Source organism: uncultured Campylobacter sp. (assembly GCF_938045775.1).
In the GTDB taxonomy this organism is placed as follows: Bacteria; Campylobacterota; Campylobacteria; order Campylobacterales; family Campylobacteraceae; genus Campylobacter_B.
On record NZ_CALIBH010000261.1, the window covers coordinates 1 to 16,677 of the forward strand.

General features: G+C 48.6%; 14 protein-coding genes. 6 read left to right on the top strand and 8 right to left on the bottom strand.

The window, feature by feature from the left end; all coding sequences use genetic code 11:
• Window positions 1–853: MFS transporter (locus Q0238_RS10820; protein ID WP_297945946.1), on the top strand; the 853-nt coding region annotated here is incomplete at its 5' end.
• A 297-nt stretch (window positions 854–1,150) separates the two neighbouring features.
• On the opposite strand, the gene ttdB is transcribed toward Q0238_RS10820, so the two are convergent.
• The 8 genes from ttdB to Q0238_RS10860 all read right to left on the bottom strand — a co-directional run bounded on the left by ttdB (window position 1,151) and on the right by Q0238_RS10860 (window position 9,973).
• A complete protein-coding gene (gene ttdB / locus Q0238_RS10825; protein WP_297945947.1) occupies window positions 1,151–1,771 on the bottom strand; it encodes a L(+)-tartrate dehydratase subunit beta in 621 nt (206 codons plus the stop codon).
• Window positions 1,768–2,667 carry a L(+)-tartrate dehydratase subunit alpha gene (gene ttdA / locus Q0238_RS10830; protein ID WP_297945949.1) on the bottom strand — a complete coding sequence of 300 codons (900 nt, stop codon included), beginning with the start codon at window positions 2,665–2,667 and terminating at the stop codon, window positions 1,768–1,770. Before ttdA ends, ttdB begins: the two co-directional genes overlap by 4 nt.
• Before the next feature lie 11 nt (window positions 2,668–2,678).
• Entirely contained in the window at window positions 2,679–4,091 is a 1,413-nt protein-coding gene (locus Q0238_RS10835; protein ID WP_297945951.1) for a DUF2809 domain-containing protein, read from the bottom strand.
• Between the two features lie 86 nt (window positions 4,092–4,177).
• Complete coding sequence (gene larB / locus Q0238_RS10840; RefSeq protein ID WP_297945965.1) at window positions 4,178–4,924, bottom strand: nickel pincer cofactor biosynthesis protein LarB; 747 nt, start codon at window positions 4,922–4,924, stop codon at window positions 4,178–4,180.
• Window positions 4,911–5,693: an ATP-dependent sacrificial sulfur transferase LarE gene (larE, locus tag Q0238_RS10845; protein ID WP_297945953.1), complete on the bottom strand. Its 783-nt coding sequence runs from the start codon at window positions 5,691–5,693 to the stop codon at window positions 4,911–4,913. Before larE ends, larB begins: the two co-directional genes overlap by 14 nt.
• Window positions 5,665–6,912 (bottom strand): nickel pincer cofactor biosynthesis protein LarC, encoded by a 1,248-nt coding sequence (gene larC / locus Q0238_RS10850; protein WP_297945955.1) that lies wholly within the window; start codon window positions 6,910–6,912, stop codon window positions 5,665–5,667. The genes larE and larC overlap by 29 nt, the downstream gene beginning before the upstream one ends.
• 2 nt (window positions 6,913–6,914) lie before the next feature.
• On the bottom strand, window positions 6,915–8,165 hold the full coding sequence (larA, locus tag Q0238_RS10855) for a nickel-dependent lactate racemase (RefSeq protein WP_297945957.1): 1,251 nt from the start codon (window positions 8,163–8,165) through the stop codon (window positions 6,915–6,917).
• Window positions 8,166–8,305: 140 nt separating this feature from the next.
• Complete coding sequence (locus Q0238_RS10860; protein ID WP_297945959.1) at window positions 8,306–9,973, bottom strand: anaerobic C4-dicarboxylate transporter; 1,668 nt, start codon at window positions 9,971–9,973, stop codon at window positions 8,306–8,308.
• Between the two features lie 297 nt (window positions 9,974–10,270).
• Between Q0238_RS10860 and Q0238_RS10865 the strand changes: the two genes are divergently transcribed.
• The 5 genes from Q0238_RS10865 to Q0238_RS10885 form a co-directional block, all read left to right on the top strand.
• Window positions 10,271–11,428, top strand: a complete 1,158-nt coding sequence (locus tag Q0238_RS10865; protein WP_297945961.1) for a hypothetical protein — start codon at window positions 10,271–10,273, stop codon at window positions 11,426–11,428.
• 12 nt (window positions 11,429–11,440) lie between these two features.
• Window positions 11,441–14,032, top strand: a complete 2,592-nt coding sequence (gene nosZ / locus Q0238_RS10870) for a Sec-dependent nitrous-oxide reductase (protein ID WP_005870833.1) — start codon at window positions 11,441–11,443, stop codon at window positions 14,030–14,032.
• A gap of 42 nt (window positions 14,033–14,074) precedes the next feature.
• Window positions 14,075–14,851: a hypothetical protein gene (locus tag Q0238_RS10875; RefSeq protein ID WP_005870834.1), complete on the top strand. Its 777-nt coding sequence runs from the start codon at window positions 14,075–14,077 to the stop codon at window positions 14,849–14,851.
• A complete protein-coding gene (locus Q0238_RS10880) occupies window positions 14,848–16,053 on the top strand; it encodes a nitrous oxide reductase family maturation protein NosD (protein ID WP_297945962.1) in 1,206 nt (401 codons plus the stop codon). Before Q0238_RS10875 ends, Q0238_RS10880 begins: the two co-directional genes overlap by 4 nt.
• A 65-nt stretch (window positions 16,054–16,118) precedes the next feature.
• Window positions 16,119–16,677, top strand: a 559-nt coding sequence (locus Q0238_RS10885) for a 4Fe-4S dicluster domain-containing protein (protein WP_297945967.1), incomplete at its 3' end; no start/stop codon positions are given.

Sequence of the window (16,677 nt, forward strand, 5' to 3'; positions counted from 1 at the left end):
CATCGCGATTTCGCACGCGATCTTTTGGTCGATCACCTCATCGCTCGTCGTGCGCGTAGCGCCGATAAATAAAGGCTCTCAGGCCATCGGCATGCTTGCTTTGGGCACCTCGCTGGCGATGGTTTTGGGGCTTCCTTTAGGGCGTGTGGTCGGCGAGCTTTTCGGCTGGAGGATTACGTTTTTCGCGATCGGCGCGCTTGCCGCGGCCGAGGCGCTATTTCTTTGGAAAATTTTACCGTTTTTGCCAAGCCGCCGCGCGGGCTCTCTTGCGAGTTTGCCGATGCTTGCAAGGCGCCCGATGCTGCTTGCTTTGTATCTGCTGACGTTTTTGCTCGTAGGCGCGCATTTTACGACCTATAGCTACGTCGAGCCCTTCGTGGCAAAATTTAACCCCGCAGGCGATCACTTCGTAACCTACGTCCTGCTTGCGTTCGGTGCTTCTGGCATCGCTGCGAGCGTGCTTTTTTCAAAGCTTTACCGCCCTTTTCCAAACGCATTTTTGATCTGCTCGATCCTTTTTATCCTAGCCTCGGTGCTGACGCTAAAAGCTTTTGCCGCAAATGACGCGGCGCTGCTGCTTGCAGCTTTCGTCTGGGGAGTGGGGATTTTCGGCTTTGGGCTTTGTTTGCAGATTAGGGTTTTAGCGCTAGCTCCCGACGCTACCGATGTCGCGATATCGATCTACTCGGCGATCTATAACGTAGGCATCGGCGGCGGAGCGCTTTTGGGGCATCAAGTCGCAACGAGGTTCGGTCTTGAACACATAGGCGAGGCGGGCGCGATACTGGGCGCGCTAGGGCTTGCAAGCTACCTCTATGCAAACGTAAAATTCGCACAGAAAAATAGCGCGTAGGCCAAATTTACGAAAGAGCTTCGGCGAGATTAGCGCGCGCTTTTAGTCGGCGCTTTAAAACGGCGGCTTTGCGGGATAAATTTTTAAAATTTATCCACGCGATTAGCTAAATTTTGCAGATAAAATTTAATCTCGCGCCTAGCCCCGCCGGCTGTTTTATTAATCGATTACGCCCGCGCCATCCGTCCAAAGCCCCTTAAAATTTGCCCCTCATTATAGCGCTAAATTTTAAAATTTAGTGGCAAGGCACAAAAATTTAAGGCGCAAAATTTAAAACCCGAGCCACCCAAATTTTAGCTACTTTATAAACCCGACCTGCGGTAAAATTTCAGCTAGCGCCGCATCCTTTTTCTCGTTAAATTTGACCTTGTTCTGCTCAAAAAGATTATTTCCGTGCGCGTCGATCGAGACGATGAGCGGGCCAAACTCCTTCACGCGGCACTTCCACAGCGTCTCGGGCATCCCAAGCTCCGTCCAGTCGGCACTTTCGATCTCCTCGACCTGCGTCGCGGCCACCACCGCACAGCCTGCCGGAAATACGCAGTGTATCGCGCCAAACTCCTTGCAACCGCTCATCGTGCCCTCGCCCATACCGCCTTTGCCGACAATGAGGCGCACGCCCGTTTTGGCGATAAATTCGCGCTCAAATTTCTCCATCCGCATGCTAGTAGTCGGCCCGACCGAGACCATCTCAAAGCATTCTTTGCCGCCATCGCCCGTTTTTCTGATGATCGGTCCCGCGTGCAGGATCGCGCCGCCTCTGATATCAAGCGGCAGCTCGCGGCCCTCCTGCGCGACGCGTCTGTGCGGTACGTCGCGACAGGTAACGATGTGTCCGCTGAGGTAGATCACGTCGCCGATCTTGATATCCGCCAGATCCTCGGGCGCGATCGGCGTAGTTAAAATTTTCTTACTCATAGCGCGAACTCCTTGTGCGATTTTACGTCAAAATTTAGCTGCTCGTCCCAGACGATATGGCCTTTGCGGTGCGACCAGCAGCCCACGTTTACGGCGACGGCGATGACGCTTGGGTGGCGGGCGCAGTTTTCGATATGCACGCCCATGACCGAGCTCGCGCCGCTCATGCCTTGCGGGCCCAGGCCGATTTTATTTATGCCCTCTTCGAGCAGCTTTTCGGTTAGCGCGGCGCGTTCGTTTGGATTGCGCGAGCCTAGCGGCCTCATCAGCGCTTTTTTGGATAGCAAGGACGCCACGTCGATAGAGGTGCCTACGCCCACGCCAACTAGCAGAGGCGGACAGGCGTTTATGCCGTAGCTCGTCATTATGTCCATGACAAATTTTACGACTCCTTCGTAGCCCATGCCGGGCATCAGCACGGTTGCCTTGCCGGGCAGGCTACAGCCGCCGCCAGCCATATAGGTGTGTATCTCGCACTCGCCGCTATCCGGCACGATCTCCCAAAAGACGCTCGGCGTGCCCTTGCCGACGTTTTTGCCGGTGTTGTACTCGTCAAACGTCTCGACGCTGTTGTGACGCAGCGGAGCCTCGCGCGTCGCTCGCAGTACGGTCTCTCGCAGCAGCTCTTCAAGCTCGCCGATGAGCGGGAAATTTGCCCCGCAGCGCACGAAAAACTGGATCACGCCCGTATCCTGACAAGACGGACGGTCTAGTTCCTTGGCTAGGCGCTGGTTTTCAAACATCGTTTTGTAGATTTCTCTCGCTAGCGGCTGCGTCTCGCGCTCGGCGAGCTCTCGCAGCTTCGCCGTAACGTCGTCGGGCAGCACCTTGCCTGTGTAGCCGACGAATTTCGCCATGACCTCGGTCATCTTTTGCACAGCTTTTTGTCTATCCATTGCTTCTCCTTTTAAATTTCATCCTCGAAAAACGGCTCGGGGTTTTTAAGCAACCAAAGCACGAACAGGTATCTAAGCTTACCTACATCTTCGGCATGCCAGCTCTTTCTTAGATCATAAAACATCTTATCAAGCACGTCGTCATTTAGCTCATCTAGCCTATTGCCTAGCTTAAAATATTTTTTGATTTCGGCGGCGGTTTTATCGGTATAATCGTCATCCCATAAAATCCAACTTCCATATTCCCCGTTATAGTCCCAGTACCAGTATAAATTAGTAGCCGCATGTATCATTTTATACTGCACGCTATCTTTTTGTCTTAAGAATTTCATCCAAAAATCATAGGTAAATTTACTGTATTCTTGCGGATCGTGTTTTTCCATATCCGTTGGATACTCGGGCACATATAGATATTCCAACCTTTTGCCGAAGCGGCGCCAAACATCTGTTTGTTCATCTGGCGATTTTGGTATAGTATTGTATATTATAAACGGCGTCATCTTATCCAAATCCCCCGATGCCTCTAATTGCATATGATATAAACCAAACATTAGCTTTTGCTCTGGATTAATGACATACTTTGATACTCTAGGCAGCATGTAATATACGTAATTGCACATTACGCCAAAATCAGTATTTAAAACCTCATTCATCTCTTTAGCATATTTATAAAAATAGGATCCGGGATGGGCTATAATTATTAGTTTTTGATGCGGTTTTAAATTTTTATATACATACCACATAAAATTTCTAAGCGGCGTCTCGCCCTTTTTGTTTTTAGCGTTTATGTCGCCGCCTTGCATGATGATCCATTCGATTAAATTTGCGCCCATATACACATAGGGCGAGTTTGGGTCTTTTTCCTTGATATTTTTGTCCGCATGAAGCATATGCAGTATCGTGTTGCCGTCTTTGTCAGTCGCATTTATATCGAGGTCTTGAAATACCGCTTTGATCTTTTCTTCATCGCCGCTTTGCAAAATTTCATTAAAATTTTTAGGCAACCTTTTACGTCTCCATAGTCGCGCCTTATCATAAATGATACTTTCAGATGCGTAAGCTAAAGCGCAGCCTATCGCGTAGCAGATGATGTCCGTCCAATCGAATGTTCCACCAAAAATTATCCGCAATATAGAATTTTGGACGCCTAAAATTTCAAGCACTTTAAAATATTGTGCAGTTTCGATAACTAGCGAGAGGGCAAAGATTGCGAGCGCTAAGGCTTTAGGCGATAAATGGCATGAAATTATGCTAATTACAGCCCTCACGAATGCATAAAATAAAATGGCTGCCATAATGCCTTCAAAGCCACTATTTGGACCCGCAACAATGTAAATTGGAATTGCTAAAATCACAAGTTTTGCCGCAGCGTCTCCATAATCGCACTCGCTTGTTTTTAGTTCGCTTAAAATTTTATCTTGCAACTTTTTCCTTTTAAATTTACTCGTCAAATTTTACATTCGTATGCTTAAATTTAGCCTGTTCATTCAGCAGAGCAGCGAACGTAAATTCAGAGATGATTTATCAGGCTCGCGTTATACGCGGCGCCGAATCCGTTGTCGATATTTACGACGCTGACGCCGTTTGCGCAGCTGTTTAGCATCGCCAGTAGCGCCGCCAGCCCGCCAAAGCTCGCTCCGTATCCCACGCTGGTGGGTACCGCGATCACCGGCACGCTCACGAGGCCAGCCAGCACGCTAGCTAGCGCGCCCTCCATGCCCGCCACCGCGATCACGACCTTTGCGCCGCGTATCTGCTCTAAATTTGCGATCAGCCTATGCAGCCCCGCCACGCCCGCGTCGCTAAATTTGCGCGCGTCGTTGCCTAAAAATCTCGCCGTTTCGTACGCCTCCTCCACTACCGCGCCGTCTGCGGTGCCTGCGGAGACTATCGCGATGTAGCTTTGCGTGAGCGCGGGCTCTTTAAATTTGACGCTGATGACGCGGCCGCGAGCGTTAAACTCCGCCTGCGGCAACGCCTCGCGCAGCCGCTCAAAAACCCGCTCGTTCGTGCGCGTGATCAGGATATTTTGCCCTCTCGCGCCGATCGCTGCTGTGATGCGTAAAATTTCATCATCCGTCTTGCCTTCGCCGTAGATCACCTCGCCCGCGCCGTTTCGCAGGGCGCGCTGAGTGTCGATTTTGGCGCAGCCCACGTCCTCATAAGGGTAGTTTTTCAGGTATTTCAGCGCCTCTTGCTCGCTCACGCGGCCGCTTTTTATCCCCTCGAAAAGCTCTAAAATTTCATCCTCTCTCATGCAAAACATCCTCTCTAAGCCCCTTTAGATCGAGCGTCACATCCGCCGCGCCCAGCGTCACGAGCTGCCTAACGACGCTTTTAAATTTAGCGTCGTTTAGGAAGTCTCGCATGCTAGAAAAGGGCATTTGCAGCTTTATATTTTTGCGGTCGCACCGCGCGCGGACGTTTGCGTAGCCGTTTGCGATGAGTAGATTTTCCGCGGCTTCGATCAAATTTAGCTCGCTCTCATCGATCTCGCGTCCGTGCGGCAGGCGCGTTAGCAAGCACGCATAGCCGGGCTTTTCGGCAGTGGGTAAGCCCAGCTCGCGCGAGAGCTCGCGGATTTCTGATTTGGTTAAATTTATCAGCGGCGAGAGCACGCCTAGCTCCTCTTTTGCTTTGAGCCCCGGGCGGTATTCGCCCAGATCATCGCGGTTCGTGCCGTCTGCGACGCGGCTAAAGCCAAGCTCGCGGGCGCACTCTATCAGGCGCGAAAACACCGCCTTTTTGCACAGATAGCAGCGGTTTTCGGGATTGTTTTTAATCTCGTCCGCGACGCCTAGCTCTAAAATTTCGTGGCGGATGCCATAGATGCGGGCAAATTCTACGGCTTCTGCGATCTCGCGCGAGGACATATAGGGCGATCTGATCGTTATGCCGATCGCGCGCTCACCCAGCGCGTCGTGCGCCGCGCGCAGCAGTAGCGAGCTGTCCGCGCCGCCGCTAAATGCGACCGCCAGCTCGCCCAGCCCGCGCAGATCAGCTTTTAGTTTTTCTAGTTTCGTCATAGATTTCTAGCGCCTCATTTCGCACCCGCTCTATCGTCGTGCCGTACGCGAGCGCCGCAGCCTTGCAGTCCTCAAATTCGGGCTTTATTTTTTGCGTTTGGCAGGTGCCAGAAATTTTAAGCCCTATCTCGCCGAATTTCGTCTGCACCCGCACAAACTCGCGTTTTAGCTCGGTTTTAGCAACCTCTATCTCGCGAATGCCAATCGCCGTCGTGTGCGTAAATATCAGATCCTTTAAATTTTGCGCGTCCTGCTTGCGGCACAGCGCGTTTAGCTCAAAACCCATGCGCCCCTTTTTCATAAAAATAGAGCGGCTAAATACATCCAGCGCGCCGTTTTCTCGCAAAATTTCGCACGCAAGCGCAAAGCTCTCGGCGTCCATATCGTCGATGTTCGTGGAGATTAAAATTTGTTTGCAAACCTCGCCGTAGCCGGTTTTTTCGCTTAAATTTGACTCGTCGCTTTCATCGTTCAAATTTTCATCCGCCTCGCAGATCATCGCGCGAAGCACGTTTGCAAAGTCCGCGGCGTCCTTACCGCCCGCACCGTAGCCGATCTTTTTAATACTAAAGCTCGCGCTGTGCGTAAACTCGTCCGCGCAGGCCTTTAAGATCGCCGCCCCCGTTGGCGTAGTCATCTCGAAATTTGCGCGTCCGAGGCTTATGGGCACGCCTTTTAAAATTTCGCAAACGGCGGGTGCAGGCACGCTAAGCGCGCCGTGATCGCAGATCACTACGCCGCCGCCAAGCTCAATTTTGGAGCTAACAACTCGAGAAATTCCAAATTTTTCAAATAGATATTCAAAACAGATCGCCGCGCCCGCGACATCCGCGATGCTATCGATCGCGCCGACCTCGTGAAAATGCACCCGCTCTATGCCCGTGCCGTGGACTTTGGCCTCGGCCTGCGCGATCGTGTAAAATATCGCGCCCGCTCTTTGCTTGCAACTCTGGCTTAAATTTGAACTCTCTAAAATTTGCCTGATACCCGCGTAGCTTCTGGCGTGGGGTTGCGATTTTAGCGGCACTACGTCGATTTTAGTAGCGGTGATGCCGTTTTTTAGCACGTTTTTGCGCTCCAGCTTAAATTCGCCGGCTAAATTTAACTTCTCAAGCTCGGCGCAAAGATAGCCAAAATCCACGCCGAGCTCCACCAGCGCGGCTAAGTTCATATCGCCGCTGATGCCGCAGCTCGCGTCGTAATATAAAATTTTAGCCAAACTTACGCCTTAGGCACCGTCATCGAGCCAAACGGCAGGATGATGATTTTTGCGTCCGCGCCCTTTTGCGCTAGCGCGTCGCGCGCGGCTTTTTGGATGTCGTGATACGGCTTTAGGTGCACGGCTCGCATCTCATCGTCACTTAGATCACTCACCGCCCAGGTCTGCGCCCAGAGCGAGATTTCAGCCATTTTAGCGGCCTTGTGATAGCCGAGCTTAAAGCCAGCGCTGATCTTTTCGAGCACCTTTTTAGGCGTGTCGGCGGAGGCCATCAGATCAAAAAACGGCTTTGGACCGATGCCCGTGCGGCACTTTGCGACCATTATTAAAATTCCCCCTTCAGCAAGCGCCAGTTTGCCGTTGTCTAGGGCTTTTTGCGCTTGATAGAGATCGACGTCCATCGGATAGGGCGCGACCGAGATCACGATTTCAGCCTTGTGCGGGATATTTACGCAAAATACCTCGTCGGCCTTTTTTACGCAGTCGTAAAAGCTGTCGTTTAAGTCGCCCGTGCTTGCGTAATACACGCCGTGCTCGCTATCAAGCACCGTCTGGATCGAAAAAACGTCGATGTGCGCTAGCACCTTCATCGCATCGATCATATCTTCATGCACGGGATTGCCCTCTAAGCGCAGCGCCTGAGCGTCGGAGCTAAGAGCTAGTTTATGGTTTTGCGTGATGCTCTCATACGACGCCGTGCCAGGCAAAAATGCCTTTCTGCCGCCGGTGTAGCCTGCGAAATAGTGCGGCTCGACCGAGCCTATGACGATTACCTTTTTGGCTTCTGCTACGATTTTGTTTAGATACATCTGCGTGCCGTTTTTGGACTCGCCTAAAAATACCATCTCGTCGTGCTTGGAGTCGTGATCGTGAACTTCGTTTTTGGCTCTGATCTCCGCGTAAATTTCTTTGCCGAAGATCATCTCGTATTCTTCCTGCGTGCCCTCTCTATGGCAGCCCGTGGCGATGATGAAAATTTTATTTTTCTCGCGGATTTTTGGGTAAATTTGCTTTAAAACTTTTGCCGTAGGCGTAGGCCTGGTGCCGTCGTTTACGATGACGACGATCTTTTCATCGCCCGCTATGAACTCGTCAAAGCTTTTTTGATTTATCGGATTTGCCAGAGCCTTTGCGATGAGCACCGTTTCGTCAAATTTAGCCACGGGGTTTGGATCGAAAACGCCGAGCAAATTTTTCTCGTTTATCTCTAGGTTTAGATGATCATCTTTGCCGTATGCGATGGGGATTTGCATATCTGCCTCCTGTGTGGAATTTGGCGGGATTATAACGTAAATTTTATTTAAAACGATTTAGCTTTGCGCGGGCACGGAGCGTTAATCTAAAGAATTTTGAAATTTAAAGCTCGCGAGCCGTATGCCCGCGAGCGCAACTATTATAAATAGCCGTAAATATGAGCGAAGATAAAGCCCATCGCGCATGAAGTAAGAACGCCTATTAGCCCAGGAAAAATGAAGCTGTGGTTGATGACGAATTTACCGATGTGCGTAGTGCCGGAGCGGTCGAACTGGATCGCCGCAAGATCGCTCGGATAGGTAGGTAGGATATAGTATCCGTAGCAAGCAGGTGCAAACGCAATAATAAGACCTGGATCAATACCGATGCTAACCGCGAGCGGTACGAAAGTAGCAACCGCTGCTGCTTGAGAGTTAAGGAATTTACTAATCAAAAGCGAAACGATGACATATGTCCACGGATACGCCATAACGACCTTACCTAGCGACGCTTTTAGCATTTCGATATGAGCAGTAAACATAGTCTCTGCCATCCATGAAATTCCATAAATGGCTACGAGCGCGATCATACCGCTATGAAAAATTTCATTTTTAGCGATATTGCCCGCTTTAATACCTGAGACAATCATCATGATGGACGCCGCTAGAAGCATGAAAATTTGAATGGTTAAGACCATATTTAAATTTGTGGTCTTTTTCATAGTATCTTTTACGACAATGCTTGCATTTGCGATACTTTCGCTCTTATCGCCTGTCGTAATTACTACATTTCCGTCCTGAGCGACGATGCTTTGAGCAAGTTTTTTATCTTTGTCGTAAATTTCGACGCTATTAAATTTCGTCGCATCTTTGGCTTTAGACTCTTTGACGTTTGAGACGACCTTACCGCCGTCCACCATAGAAATGACCTGACCATCTTTGATCGTGATATTTTTGACCGTTTTTTTATCGACGATGATCTCTACGGATTTGCCAGGGACATTTTTAGTCCACGCAGGGCGCAAGCTTTTTTCGTAACCTAAAACCGCTACTAGCGCAATAGTGGCTAAGAATATCCACATGCAAACCCACTTAATCCTAGGAAGCTTTTGACCTAGCAAGGTCGTGCTTTCGCCGTAGATATATTTTTTCTGCTCTGGGTCTTTGATCTTTTCTTGGAATTCCGGATCTTTATCCAGATCTTTACCTCTAAAAATCGACCACGTTCCGATCGCAAGCATACCGATGAAAGTAGAAGGGATAGTGAGTTTTAGCAGATCCAAATACGTACTAAAGCCCTCGATATGCACGCCTTGACCTAGCAAGATCGCGACCATCGAAACGCCGGCAACCGAAACGGGGCTGGCGATGATAGCAAGCTGCGAGGAGATCGTAGAAGCAGCCATCGGGCGCTCAGGGCGAATTCCGTTTTTAATAGCTACGTCATAGATGATCGGAAGCAGCGTATAGACGGTGTGTCCGGTTCCACATAAGATTGTAAGCGTCCACGCAACAGTTGGAGCGATGATACAAACCATCTTTGGATGCTTACGAAGCAATTTCTCCGCTATTTGAAGCATTACATCAAGTCCTCCCGTAGCCTGTAGCGTTGCACTTGCTACGACAACTGCGAGGATAGTTAAAATAACATCCACTGCCGGCTTACCCGGCTCTAATCTAAATCCAAACACTAAGATCACTAAGCCTATACCGCCTAGAATTCCCAGCGCCATACCGCCCTTTTTAGCACCATAAAACAAACAGCCCAAGACTATAATGAGCTGCAAAAAGAATTGAGTGCTTTCAGACAAACTTGTCAGAAACTCCATAGTTTCTCCTTCAGTAAAATTTAAAACAAACTTTGGCGATTATACTAACTTTTTATTTAAACAAAATTAAAGGAGCGTTACAAATTGTAAAAATCTATCAAAATAAAAATTTACTGAAATTATAATTTTAAAGCAGAATTTATATAGCAAAATGCGAAAAATAAAATTTTACTTAGAGCTGTTTTTATATCGTAGAATTTCCCAACTTTTAAGAAATCTTAGAATTTCATTATAGCTCAAGCTTTAAACCGATTTTTAAGCCTTGGAAGAGTATCATTCCGCAAAGAGCGGATTAAGATGAATTTTATAAAATTTTGTATTGCCTTTTTGATTTGTTTATCGCAGATAGCAGCAGCCGGTAGCTTTGATCTAAACGCCACGCTACGTCTGGGCGCATTCGACGCAAGCTCGCACCGACTGCTTTTATGCGGCAGTGGCGGCGAGCTTAGGATGTTTGATACTGCTAAATGGGATGTGGAGTTCGCGCAAAAATACAGCGATAACGAAATTACGGCTTTAAATTTTAAAAACGGCAAAATTTATCTAGCTTGGGGTGGAGCCGAAATCGCGGTGCTAAATGACAGATTAAAGTTTTTAGGCGCGCTTAAGACAGGGCGTAGCGGCACAGCCCAAATAGATGCGATCTATGCCGCAAAAGACGCGATTTACGCGGTAGTGGATAAGAATCAACTAATAAGATTAGACGAAGACCCTGATAACAGCGCGGATGGCGGCTACGCCTTGGGTGAAAATTCCACCGCGAACGGGCAATCTTTAAATAAAAATTTCGCCCCTAATAGGCTGCGCGGAATTTCGCTTAATTACGGCAGGATCAATGCCGTTAGCCTAGGCGCTAACGGACTTTGCGTCGCAAGCTGGAACGGCGTAGCCTGTTTTAGCGCAGATCTTGTCGCGACTAAATCTAGCGGCAGCGATACAGCGCCCAATCGCGCTGCGCATGGGGAACCTGCTGACATAAAATTTAAAGATGCAGAATTTAATAATGCGAAAAGCGCGCAAGGCTCCGAGCCAAACGAAACGAAAGCTGGCGGCGCAAAGAGCGCGGAATTTCAAAGCTCAGAATTCAAAGGCGCAAAATTTCAAGACGAGGGGCTTAAAACTCAAAGCGAAATTTCAGCCGAAGCTGGCGATAAAAATTTAAACGGCTCTATAGCCACTGCGCTTGCAGACTGCGACGGGACGCTGTTTACAGGCGATATAGAGGGGAATTTTATAAATTTAAAAAGCGGCGAGCGCAAAAGCGTGGGCTCTTGGATCAAATCCATCGTATGCGCCCGCGGCACGCAGTTTATCGCTACTAAAGATAAAATTTACGAAAATCAAAAAGCAGGATTAAAGGAGGTTGTGGATTTAAAAAGCGAATTTTTAGCGATGTACGCAGACGAGGATGCGATCCTCGTAGTCAGCAAATCAGGTAAAATTTTAAAATTCTAAGAAAGGATTAGTATGTTAAAAAGTTTCAAACCCGTGCTTTTGGGCTCGGTTTTGTTCGCCGCAAGCGCCCTGTGTGCCGCAGATAGCGACTTAGAGCGCGTAATGAAAGAACGAAATTTAAGCGAAAAAGACGTTTTGGCGGCGGCTAAGACCTATCAGCCGACCGGTAGGAAGGACGATTATATGGTCTTCTCTTCCGGCGGTCAAAGCGGACAGGTGATCGTTTACGGCGTGCCGTCGATGAGGATCTACAAATATATCGGCGTATTTACCCCGGAGCCTTGGCAGGGATACGGCTTTGATGAGGAGAGTAAAGCGGTCTTAAGATCGGGCTCCATTAACGGCAAAGAGATCAACTGGGGCGATACTCACCATCCAAATTTCAGCGAGAAAAACGGCGAGTATGTGGGCGATTATCTCTTTATCAACGATAAGGCGAACCCAAGAATCGCGGTTATAAATTTATCCGATTTCGAAACCACTCAAATAGTCGTAAATCCCGTAATCAAAAGCGATCACGGCGGTTCTTTCGTAACGCCTAATACCGAATACGTCATCGAAACTAGCCAATACGCAGCACCTTTTGATAACGACTGGCACCCAATCGAGGAGTATCAAGCAGTCTATCGCGGTGCGGTAACGCTATGGAAATTTGACTACGATAAAGGCAAAATCGACGTAAATAAATCCTTTTCTCTAGAGCTTCCTCCATACATGCAAGATCTAAGTGACGCAGGTAAGGGCGAAAGCTTCGGCTGGGCGTTTACCAACAGCTTCAACTCCGAAATGTACACAGGCGGCATCGAAAAGGGTCTGCCTCCTATGGAAGCTGGCATGAGCCGCAACGATACCGACTACTTGCACGTTTACAACTGGCAAATTCTAGAAAAACTTGCTCAAGACAGCAAAAACTACAAGGTTGTAAACGGACACAGAATCGTTACGATAGACGCCGCCGTAAAAGCGGGAGCGCTATTTTTGATCCCTGAAGCCAAATCCCCTCACGGCGTCGATGTTAGCCCTGATGGTCGCTATATCATTATCGGCGGTAAACTAGATACTCACGCTAGCGTTTATGATTTTAAAAAGATCAAAGAGCTAATTGATAAAAAAGAATACGCAGGCAAGGATCCATACGGAATTCCGATCCTAGATATGCAAAAGACGCTTCACGGACAAGCAGAGCTTGGTCTTGGACCTTTGCATAATACCTTCGATTCGCAAGATGGCGTAATCTATACATCGCTTTACGTTGATAGCCAGATCGTAAAATGGAACTACAAAACGCTAAAGGTTTTAGATAGGATCAACGTCCACTACAATATCGGACACCTTGATTCTATGGAGGGCAAATCCTCAAAGCCTGTCGGCAAATACGTAATCGCGCTGGATAAGCTTTCGATCGATAGATTTAATCCTATCGGACCGCTTCATCCGCAAAATCACCAGTTGATCGACATTACAGGACCTAAAATGGAGATGCTCTACGATCTTCCTATCGGTCTAGGCGAGCCGCACGACGTAGTTTCTATCGCAGCTAGTAAGCTTCATACGAAACCTACCTATACTATGGGAACGAACTCTCGCACCGGCAAGCAGCACCCTGCTATGACGCTAGCAGGTCAGGAGCGCATCGAGCGCGACGGCAAAAACGTAAAAGTCTATGCTACAGCGATCCGCAGCCATATTAATCCTGAGCACATCGAGGTTAATAAGGACGATAACGTAACGATCTATATGACAAATTTAGAGCGTGCCGAGGATGAAACTCACGGCTTTACGGTTGATGATTACGATTTGCATATGTCACTTGAGCCAGGCAAGACTGCGAGCGTAAATTTCATCGCAGATAAAGAGGGCGTATTTCCTTTCTACTGCACGGAATTCTGCTCTGCGCTGCACCTTGAGATGTTCGGATATCTATACGTAAAAGATCCGAATAAAAAATACACTTCAGCTAAAGCGTCTATGCTAAAAGCTCTTAGCCCAGAGGCTCTAAAAGCCGAATACGACAAGGTAGTAGCTACAAATAAAGCCACCGACGACGTTATTCAATCAGTCGTTAAATTCTTAAAAGAGAAAAACTACGAGAAATATCCTAAGGTCAAGGCTTTAGTCGATGATGCGCTAGATCAATACGGCAAAATTCCTGAAACCAAAGCCAAGGCAGACGCCGCGGTAAAAGCGGGCGATATGAACGGCGCGATACTTTGGGAAGGTCAAGTTTGGCAGTATCTAGTAAAAACCGCAGATGTCGGACTTCGCGCTAAAAACAACCTAATCCGTGAGCTCTCCACTCCTATGAGCGAGGCTGCATCTAACGGCGAGAAGGCCTACCTACGCGGAGGCTGCAACGGCTGCCACGTCATCGGCCAAGTAAGCTCGGGTCCTGATCTAACAGGCGTCCTACTTCGCCACGAAAACGGCGAGAAATGGGTAGCCGATTTCATCAAAGACCCTGCTAAATTCTACGAAGACGACTACGTTAAGGCAATGATAAATTACTTCAACCTTCGCATGCCAAATCAGCATATGAAAGACGAAGAGATCAAAGATATCATCGAATACCTAAAATGGGTCGATGAGAACGCGGGTCTTAACTAGCCCCACTCTCCCCCGCAAGGGGGAGAATTTAAAGGAGACGAAATGCCAAAATATAAAATTTACGCGATTTTAGCGCTGCTTATTATGACGGTCGCTTTTACCATCCCTACGCTCGGATTTTTCAAAGTCCAAGGCAAAATCGTATCGGGGCAGGTTAGCAGCGTCTCGCAGCTGCCCGCATACTCCGCACCGATATGGAATTTTTATACAAAAGCATCGTATAAAAATCACCTAATTCCTAGTGATGTTAAAAATGATCTAGGCGCGATGCTGGAGCATAAATTTGAAGTGGGGGTTCCTAGCATACCGGTGTGGAAAATTTCACTCGAAGCGCCGAACTATCCAAAAGAGGCTTTCCCCGATGGAATTCCACTTTACGTCCACGTTGACGGCTTTAGCGGCGATGTCGGCGAGATGAATACCCTAAACCACTATATCGGAATGTATCCCGTCTGGCGCGGCGGCACGCTCGAGCACTCGCTATCGCCGTATTATCTCATAATCGCTACGATCGGCATGCTTGCGTTTTTGTACTATGATGGCAAGGGGCAGACTCTGCTTATGATCCTGCCGATCATTGCGCCGCTTATCTTCATCGGCTGCTATGTGGGTTGGCTGTATTGGTTCGGACACAACCTGCAAGACTGGGGCGCGTTTAAAATAAAGCCTTTTATGCCTACAGCATTTGGCGACGGCAGCGTAGCGCATTTTACTACCCATTCATATCCGGCTCTTGGCTTTTGGCTGATGCTGGCCCTGTCGCTGCTATCGGCGTTAGCTCTACTATCTAAGAAAAAATTCCTACGAGAGCATAGATGAGGCTTTTGCTTCTAGCATTCTCGCTCGCGCTAAGCTTAGGCGCAGGCGAGCTTCAAGACGCGATCGATAGCGCAAAAGCGGGCGATATTATAGAACTAGCCGCGGGCGAGTACCACGGCAACGTTTTAATCGATAAGCCCCTTACTATCGACGGACTAAACCGCTCCGCCGTGATCATAGGCGATCGCAACGGAACGGTCATCCGCGTCCGCTCTCCGCATGTTACAATCAAGAATTTAACAATTCAAAACGGAGGCTTCGAGCATCTTAGCGAGGATGCGGGCATCAACGTAAGCGACGTAAACAGCGTAATCATAAAAAATAATCTCATCAAAGACGTGCTCTACGGCGTCGTGCTAAGCAAGGCAAACGACGTAACGATCGAGGGCAACGAAATTTCAAGCAATACCTACCGCACGAGTTTTAAAGGCGACGGCATCAAACTTTGGTATTCCAATGCCAATAAAATTTTAAATAACGACGTCCACAACGTCCGCGACACCGTTTTTTACTTCTCTAACGGCAATCTTGTCGCGGGCAATAAAGGCCACAGTTGTCGTTATTCATTGCACTTTATGAACTCCGGGCATAACGTCGTGGAGGATAACTACTACGACGGCAATAGCGTGGGATTATTTTTTATGTTTTCAAGCGATAATATCGCCAGACGTAACGTCGTGCGCAACGCAGACGGCGCTTACGGCGTAGGCATAGGTATGAAGGATAGCTCAAATTTCAGGGTTACGGATAATAAAGTCATCTACAACGCCCGCGGATTTTATCTGGATCAATCCCCCTATCAGCCGGGCTCACTTAACGTTTTTGAAAACAATGATATCGAATACAACAGCATCGGCGTGCAATTCCACGCCACGCAGCTAAAAAGCGTATTTAAAAACAATAAATTTAAAGGCAATATGGAGATCGTACTGAACGATACCCCACAATCCAAGCTCTTGCAAAACGAATGGAGTGGCAACTACTTCGACGATTACGACGGATTTGACCGCGACGGCGACGGCTACGGCGACGTTAGCTACAGCTCATACGCCTACGCGGATAGGCTTTGGGCGTATAAACCGAACGTGCGGTTTTTTTACGGCTCCAGCGGGATCGCGCTTTTAAATTTCATCTCTAAGCTCGCTCCGTTTTCAGAGCCTGAGCTACTGCTAAAAGATCCAAAACCTAGGATGAGGCAATGATAAAGAATAGACGCGAAGCGATAAAACTACTCGGCGGAGCGCTTGGGACACTCGGGGCAGCGAGCTTGTTTGCGGATAAAAATTCTGCCAATTCCGCGGGCAGTGAAGTGCAAAATTTAAACGAGCAAAATTCCGTAAATTCCACAGGACAAAATCCAGCGCCGAATCCCATAAAACAAAATTCTAGTGGGGATTCCGCCTCTTTATATCTGCGCCCGCCCGGAGCGCTAGCGGAACAAGGCTTCCGCTCTAGCTGTATCAAGTGCGGTCAATGCGTGCAGGTCTGCCCCTATCACAGCATCTATCTGCTGGATATTACTCATCTTTTTGATATCGGCACTCCCGTTATCGACGCAAAAGAGCGGGGCTGCTATCTTTGCGGCGCGCTTCCTTGCGTGCTCGCCTGTCCAAGCGGCGCGCTCAGCCACGAGACGAACGAGCCTAAAAAGGTCAAAATGGGTATCGCCGTGATTAAAAATTTAGACGCCTGTTTGGCGTATCGCGGGCAGGCTTTAAAATCTAGCGATCTGCGCCTAAAGCCCGCCAAGACCGAGCAGGAGCGCGAGTTAAACTCAGCGCTGGCGGCGAAAGAGGGCAAGCCCTGCGATCTGTGCGCGTCGCTGT

What these genes read in the sequence shown, in the direction of transcription:
- ttdB (WP_297945947.1), bottom strand. Translation starts at nt 1,771, where the DNA reads ATGAGTAAGAAAATTTTAACTACGCCGATCGCGCCCGAGGATCTGGCG.
- ttdA (WP_297945949.1), bottom strand. Translation starts at nt 2,667, where the DNA reads ATGGATAGACAAAAAGCTGTGCAAAAGATGACCGAGGTCATGGCGAAA.
- larB (WP_297945965.1), bottom strand. Translation starts at nt 4,924, where the DNA reads ATGAGAGAGGATGAAATTTTAGAGCTTTTCGAGGGGATAAAAAGCGGC.
- larE (WP_297945953.1), bottom strand. Translation starts at nt 5,693, where the DNA reads ATGACGAAACTAGAAAAACTAAAAGCTGATCTGCGCGGGCTGGGCGAG.
- larA (WP_297945957.1), bottom strand. Translation starts at nt 8,165, where the DNA reads ATGCAAATCCCCATCGCATACGGCAAAGATGATCATCTAAACCTAGAG.
- Q0238_RS10860 (WP_297945959.1), bottom strand. Translation starts at nt 9,973, where the DNA reads ATGGAGTTTCTGACAAGTTTGTCTGAAAGCACTCAATTCTTTTTGCAG.
- Q0238_RS10865 (WP_297945961.1), top strand. Translation starts at nt 10,271, where the DNA reads ATGAATTTTATAAAATTTTGTATTGCCTTTTTGATTTGTTTATCGCAG.
- nosZ (WP_005870833.1), top strand. Translation starts at nt 11,441, where the DNA reads ATGTTAAAAAGTTTCAAACCCGTGCTTTTGGGCTCGGTTTTGTTCGCC.
- Q0238_RS10875 (WP_005870834.1), top strand. Translation starts at nt 14,075, where the DNA reads ATGCCAAAATATAAAATTTACGCGATTTTAGCGCTGCTTATTATGACG.
- Q0238_RS10880 (WP_297945962.1), top strand. Translation starts at nt 14,848, where the DNA reads ATGAGGCTTTTGCTTCTAGCATTCTCGCTCGCGCTAAGCTTAGGCGCA.